The sequence below is a fragment of the Hydrocoleum sp. CS-953 genome (assembly GCF_002260545.1).
Lineage (GTDB): Bacteria > Cyanobacteriota > Cyanobacteriia > Cyanobacteriales > Microcoleaceae > Trichodesmium.
Genome location: NZ_LGSU01000997.1, coordinates 1 through 5,904 on the forward strand (window position 1 = coordinate 1; position 5,904 = coordinate 5,904).

Below are 5,904 nucleotides of genomic sequence, written 5' to 3' on the forward strand. Positions count from 1 at the left end.
GAGTAGGGGAGTAGGGGAGTAGGGGAGTAGGGGCTTAGATTCTACCTTTTTCCTCTATATCTATTTCTCCATCTCCGCCAATTCAGCAATTCAGCAATTCAGATTCCTAACTCAAGAGCCAAAAACCCTCACCTTTGTAAAGATACGCTTAGGGCTTCTATACCAATTTTATCAACTTAGGCTACGCTACTTATCTGATACTTTATGTGAAATAATTTCCTGAAATTACTGTAGTGTCAAAGTTTTGCACCCCAAAAAATATTAATGCATAACTTTTGTACGGGCGAATGACCATTAGCCCCTACGACTTCCGTGAAACAGTATTACTGCGGTATTCCCTGACCTAGTACCAATGCAAACACAAGGGCAAAGACAGCAAAGCCCTCCACAATGGCAGCGGGGGCCAGAGCCAGACCAAAGATTTCCGGTTTGTCTTTAGCTGCAGCGATCGCCGAGGCACAGGCCAGACCTTGGTAAACAGCGGTAAAGAGAAACGCTAAACCCGCTCCCAGTCCAATGCCAAATAGACCGCCAGCAGCTTCCGGTGCGATCGTAGGGCGATTGAGGGCAAACATAACCACAATCCCATAAATGGACATGGAAGAAGGCAAAGCCGAAAGTCCCACAAAGCGACCATAGCCACCCTTGAGTTCTATCATCGCACCAATAGCTGCCTGTCCTGCAATGGTACAACCGATGGCACTGCCGATCGCTCCTAAGCCAACGGCAGAGTATAACCCGAACCATCCCAACAGAATTACAAATTCATCCATTAGCTATGCTCCTTTTTTGTAAAGGCATGAAATGGGTATCCTTCCTCTGAAAGACCCCAGTTAAAAAACTCAATCACATTCAGACGTACACCATGAACAAAACAGGCTAAGATAGCCATACCTAAATTTATAGAATGACCGAGCAATAGAATCAGCAGACCGACCAATAGCCCTAGCATCGGCATCCCCTCCATTACCTGTTGTGCCAAGGTATTGAAGGTAACTGCGAGAGAACCACTGGCAAGTCCCAGAGCAAAAAGTCGCAGATAACTCAAGACATCCCCGAAGAGCTTGGTAATTTCCGTCAATGCACCGAATCCATCGACCAGTCGCAAGGGAAATTTTTGGCTACTACCGAGAATAGCACCCAAAAAGACCACAAAGAACCCACCTGCCAACAGACCAATAGCCAAGTTCTGCCAGCCCAATATTACCCAAGTAAAGCCACCGAAGATAACTGAAATCCAGCCGATCGGCTTGGCTTTATCCGGAAACCCGATGGCACGATAAGCAACAACAGCGTTGGCAAAAGCCAAATGCAGACAGCCAATGGCGATTGAAAGCTGCATCATCCCATCAAAGTTTTGGAGATTCAACACATTTAGGGGAGCTAACAACGACCCCTTCGCAGGTGCAACACCAAAATAACTCCCGACCATCACTCCATAAATGACTGACGCAGTTAGAATCACTACAGCATAGATGCGAGTGCTTCTGCCACTAGCACTTTGTCCCATCCCCTTCCAGAAATAGATCAGCCCTACCCACAACAACAGTGCATAACCTGCATCAGCCAGAATCATGGCAAAAAACAGGGCAAAGGAGAAGAAAACAATAGTTGAGGGGTCCCAAGTCCGATAACCGGGAGTCTCATAAAAGGTAACTAGGGCTTCTCCTCCTTTCAAGGTGGGTGGATTTTCCATCAGCGTTGGTGGTGTTTCGTCTGGTTGAGGAGGTTCGGCCAGGAATGCTAGTCCCTCCCGCTCGGAAAACAGTTCTAGTTGCTTTAAGTTTCGCTTGGGCATCCAACCCTGAACTAAGAAGAAGCCGTCCTCTTCTTTCGTTTGCCCGCTCGCCTCTTGTAGAACTGCCTGATCTTCGGCACGAACTAAATTTTTAGACAGCAAAAATATCCAGCGACTCAGGGCTTCTTGCTCTGCCCGAATTTCATCTAGCTCAATTTCCACCTGTTCTAACTGGCGTTGTAGTTCCTCTGGAGAAACTGAACCAGCGCGAGTGCGGGGGACAGGTAGAACATTTGAGGGTGGTTCTTCTTTGGCGATGATCACCAGATAGACATTGAGATGATCCTCTCCTACTATCTGCCAGGGAAGTTCAATCTCCCGAATATGTTTAGCTTTTGTGTGGGGCACTTGGTAAAACCAAAGTTGGTAGCCACTCAACTCATCTAAGTCTGGTAAGGTGAAGTTGCCCCAAGGTTCCAGGTTTTTGAGTCGATTAGTGAGGAAAAGGTGTTTGTCTTCTGCCTCTCTCTGGTTTTGCTTATTAACCTGTACCTCTACTAAGAACTGATCAAGATCGAACTGTGCCTCATCCCGCACTTGGTGTCGCCGTCGTGGGACATCCATAATATACTGTAGGGCTTTTTGAGCATCTTCATAGCGATCGCTTGACCCAAATTCCGTTTCTTTGGGTGGCGGTTGCAGAGGAATGAGGTGCATACAGCCTAATGTCTGCAAGCCTTCGAGTACCTTGGGCTTGTCAATTCCTAACCCAAAAACCGTAACTTTGTTTAAGGTGATAATACTCATCCTGCTTGCTTCTCCTTCTTTCGTTTAGCTAACTTGGAGTTAACAACACCTGCTCGTTCCGCATCGGCTAAATATATCTGAATTTTTTTAATATTAGCCTTGGTCTGAGGAATGAGAACTTTGTCAAACAGATTAAACCTTTGGGTAATTACTCGTTCCGCTTGATGGAGTAACTTGACTCGCTGCTGTCCTACCTGTAGTTCGATTTCCGCTTCTAGGGCAACTCGCAATAATTCAACCAAACGATCGACCCAAAATGGTTTGCCCAGAAGTGCATAATCATCTACCTCTATTTTAATTTGGTTAATTTTTGGTAGCCAAGTTCCCATGACATTTTCTTGTGCCAGATCGACTCCCGTAACTTTCACCAGACCTTTGAGATTGATTGAATCATTAGAGATCATGGGTAACTCCTTGGCGATCGCTGATTGTAGTTCCTCTAGTTGCTGTTGAGTTTGGGCAATTTTTTCCCTAGCTTTGGCTCGTTCGGCACTAATTTGGCGACGTTTGAGGTCTAGGGAAGGTAAAACATTCTCAAAGGTCTTGAGTTTTTGTTTCTGTTTAGTCAGAGATGCTTTGGTTAAGGAGAGTCTAGCCATTTCAGCTCAATCCTCATTAGGTAAGAAAATTAGGCGTTGGTGATTTGAGGTATGAAATTCAACTGGTGGTCATTTCAGTTATCAGTTAGTAGTGACACTTTCCGTTCCGGAATGCTCCGCAAACGCGAAGTGTCAGTACATCAGTTATTAGTAACATCTGGCTGTTTGCGCAGCATGACCTAGGAAACCCAGAGGTTTTAAGTCATGAAGTTTTATCTTTTCATCCCCTTAAAAGGTGAGGCTTTGAACCTCTTTTTTTGGTAAATTTCAAGCCCAAACAAGAGTAGAAATTATACCTATTTCTTCCTAAACTAAGTTACCGAAAAACTCCTTTCTGACTCCTGTGAAATTATACATTTATTCAGCAACGCCGAAAATTAGTATTTCTGCGGGATGAAATGCCTTTCTTGAGAAGAAAGCCGATCATCATACTTGTTGTCCATATTCCGCTCTCCTAGTTTGACTTTTTTTGGGGTTACGTCTTCATAAGAAATCAAACTGAGGAAATGGGAGATACAATTAAGACGGGCGCGTTTTTTGTCATCTGCTGGAACAATATACCAGGGTGCATGATCGGTATCAGTGGCAAGAAACATATCATCCCTTGCCTCGGAATAATCATACCAACGTCGGTATGATTCTAGATCCATCGGGCTTAACTTCCAGATTTTACGCGGATCATCAATACGGTCTTTAAAACGCTGTTCTTGCTCTTCCATACTGGTATCTAACCAATACTTAATCAGTTGAATTCCTGAGTCTACAAGGGCATTTTCAAAAGCAGGTGTATATTGCAGAAAGCGCACATATTGTTGCTTTGTACAAAAGCCCATCACTCGCTCTACTCCAGCACGATTATACCAACTGCGGTCAAAAATTACAATTTCTCCAGCCGCCGGGAAATGTTGAATATAGCGTTGGAAATACAATTGGGTTTTTTCCCGTTCTGAAGGAGTTGGTAAAGCAATAACGCGGAATACCCGGGAGCTAACCCGTTCCGTTAGTCGCTTGATGATACCGCCTTTTCCGGCTGCATCTCGCCCTTCAAATACAACGATAATTCTTAGTCCTTTTTCTTGCACCCAGTATTGTAATTTAACCAGTTCGCCATGAAGCTTAGTTAATTCAGTTTCGTATTCTTTGTTCGACAGTTTTGGATGCTTGTCTGAAGAATTTTTGTGTTCTTTTTTCATGGAATTATTTCTCCATGGGACAGACTATTTGGCTACACTTTTAGACTCTAGTTTTTTGGGAAAATATTTATTGATGAGTGCCTGTTTCATCAATAATTCCTGGGGTTCAAAACACTCTGATAAGGTCTGCCAAGCCAGATCGAGTGCTTGTTCCAAGGCCAGAGAAACATTAATATCCATAAATCTTGTTTGGAACAATTCACCAAATTTTAATAACTTATGATCATATTCAGATAAATCAAAAGCCATGGCCTGTTTTTGTTCGGCATCCGTAGCACCAGAGTAAAAGCGAATCATAGTATTCATAATTTGACCATGATCTTCACGAGTTACTTTCCCAATCACATTTTGTTTTAGTCGGGACAGGGAACCAAAAGGGTCAAGTTTACCATCATGCAAGTAGAATTGTCCCTCAGTAATGTAACCTGTGTTATCAGGAACAGGGTGAGTCACATCATCTCCTGGCATGGTGGTCACGGTAAGCACAGTCACCGATCCCCCTTGGGCGTAGTCGGCTGCTTTTTCATAGCGTCGAGCTAGTTGGGAATATAAATCTCCTGGATAACCTCGGTTAGCAGGTACTTGATCCATGGAAATACTAATTTCTTTGAGGGCATCAGCAAAGGCCGTCATATCTGACAGTAGGACTAAAACCCGCTTACCTTCTTCTACGGCAAAGTGTTCTGCCACTGCTAATGCCATGTCTGGAATCAACATCCGTTCCACGATCGGATCGGAAGCCAGATTAACAAACATCACCGTCCGCGAAAACACCCCTGCATCTTCAAAGGCTTGACGAAAGAAATAATAGTCATCGAAAATTAACCCTAGCCCCCCAAAAACCACAATATCTGCATCAGCTTGAACCCCAATACGAGCTAGAAAGGGGTTAAAGGGTTCCCCTGAAACCGAGAAAATAGGGATCTTTTGGCTTTCCACCAGACAGTTAAAAATATCGATCATGGGAACATTGGTGCGGATCATCTTTGAGGCCAAGATGCGCCGCATGGGATTAACTGATGGCCCACCAATGGTAACTTTGGGATCTTGTGACAATTCTGGCCCACCGTCTATAGGTTCTCCGGTTCCTCGAAACACCCTTCCTAGAATATTCTCTGAATAGGTTACTTTCATCGGATGACCCAGAAAACTTACGGATGAATCGGTTGAAATCCCTTTAGTACCTTTAAACACCTGGAGAGCAACAGTATCTTCTTTAAGGTTAATAACTTGAGCTAAAGAGAGGCTCCCATCACTATTCTCTACTACGGCCAAGTCCCCGAAGCGTGGGCTATTCTCTTGCTGGTGGGCAGTATCAGGAACTTGAACGCGGATAATGTCGCCGATAATCTCCAAAATTTTGGAATAACGAACAAGTGCTTGTAGCATGAGATGATTTCTTTCAATTAATGAAAGTCTAACCTGTCTTTATATTAATTCCTCAAGTAGTAGTATGAGAAAATTTACTGACCAATTGTATCAATTTTTAATATTTGAAAATAAGAATATAAATTAAAATAAAATAGATATTACTTTGGCAAAAAAGAAGTCAGAATTCAGATCACTG

The 5,904-nt window shown here is 43.6% G+C and carries 5 protein-coding genes; all 5 read right to left on the minus strand.

Annotation, left to right across the window (positions count from 1 at the left end; all coding sequences use genetic code 11):
* Nucleotides 1-323: 323 nt before the first annotated feature.
* Nucleotides 324-773 carry an ATP synthase subunit C gene (locus AFK68_RS14220; RefSeq protein ID WP_094673370.1) on the minus strand — a complete coding sequence of 150 codons (450 nt, stop codon included), beginning with the start codon at nucleotides 771-773 and terminating at the stop codon, nucleotides 324-326.
* Entirely contained in the window at nucleotides 773-2,545 is a 1,773-nt protein-coding gene (locus AFK68_RS14225; protein WP_094673371.1) for a V-type ATP synthase subunit I, read from the minus strand. The genes AFK68_RS14220 and AFK68_RS14225 overlap by 1 nt, the downstream gene beginning before the upstream one ends.
* Nucleotides 2,542-3,144, minus strand: coding sequence for a V-type ATP synthase subunit D (locus tag AFK68_RS14230; RefSeq protein ID WP_094673372.1), 603 nt, complete (start codon nucleotides 3,142-3,144; stop codon nucleotides 2,542-2,544). The genes AFK68_RS14225 and AFK68_RS14230 overlap by 4 nt, the downstream gene beginning before the upstream one ends.
* A gap of 377 nt (nucleotides 3,145-3,521) precedes the next feature.
* Nucleotides 3,522-4,337, minus strand: coding sequence for a polyphosphate kinase 2 (gene ppk2 / locus AFK68_RS14235; RefSeq protein WP_094673373.1), 816 nt, complete (start codon nucleotides 4,335-4,337; stop codon nucleotides 3,522-3,524).
* A gap of 24 nt (nucleotides 4,338-4,361) precedes the next feature.
* A complete protein-coding gene (locus AFK68_RS14240; RefSeq protein WP_094673374.1) occupies nucleotides 4,362-5,726 on the minus strand; it encodes a V-type ATP synthase subunit B in 1,365 nt (454 codons plus the stop codon).
* Nucleotides 5,727-5,904 lie beyond the last annotated feature (178 nt).

Excerpts from the sequence above, each read along its gene's own strand:
- AFK68_RS14225 (WP_094673371.1), bottom strand. The coding sequence starts at position 2,545 with ATGAGTATTATCACCTTAAACAAAGTTACGGTTTTTGGGTTAGGAATT.
- ppk2 (WP_094673373.1), bottom strand. The coding sequence starts at position 4,337 with ATGAAAAAAGAACACAAAAATTCTTCAGACAAGCATCCAAAACTGTCG.
- AFK68_RS14220 (WP_094673370.1), bottom strand. The coding sequence starts at position 773 with ATGGATGAATTTGTAATTCTGTTGGGATGGTTCGGGTTATACTCTGCC.
- AFK68_RS14240 (WP_094673374.1), bottom strand. The coding sequence starts at position 5,726 with ATGCTACAAGCACTTGTTCGTTATTCCAAAATTTTGGAGATTATCGGC.
- AFK68_RS14230 (WP_094673372.1), bottom strand. The coding sequence starts at position 3,144 with ATGGCTAGACTCTCCTTAACCAAAGCATCTCTGACTAAACAGAAACAA.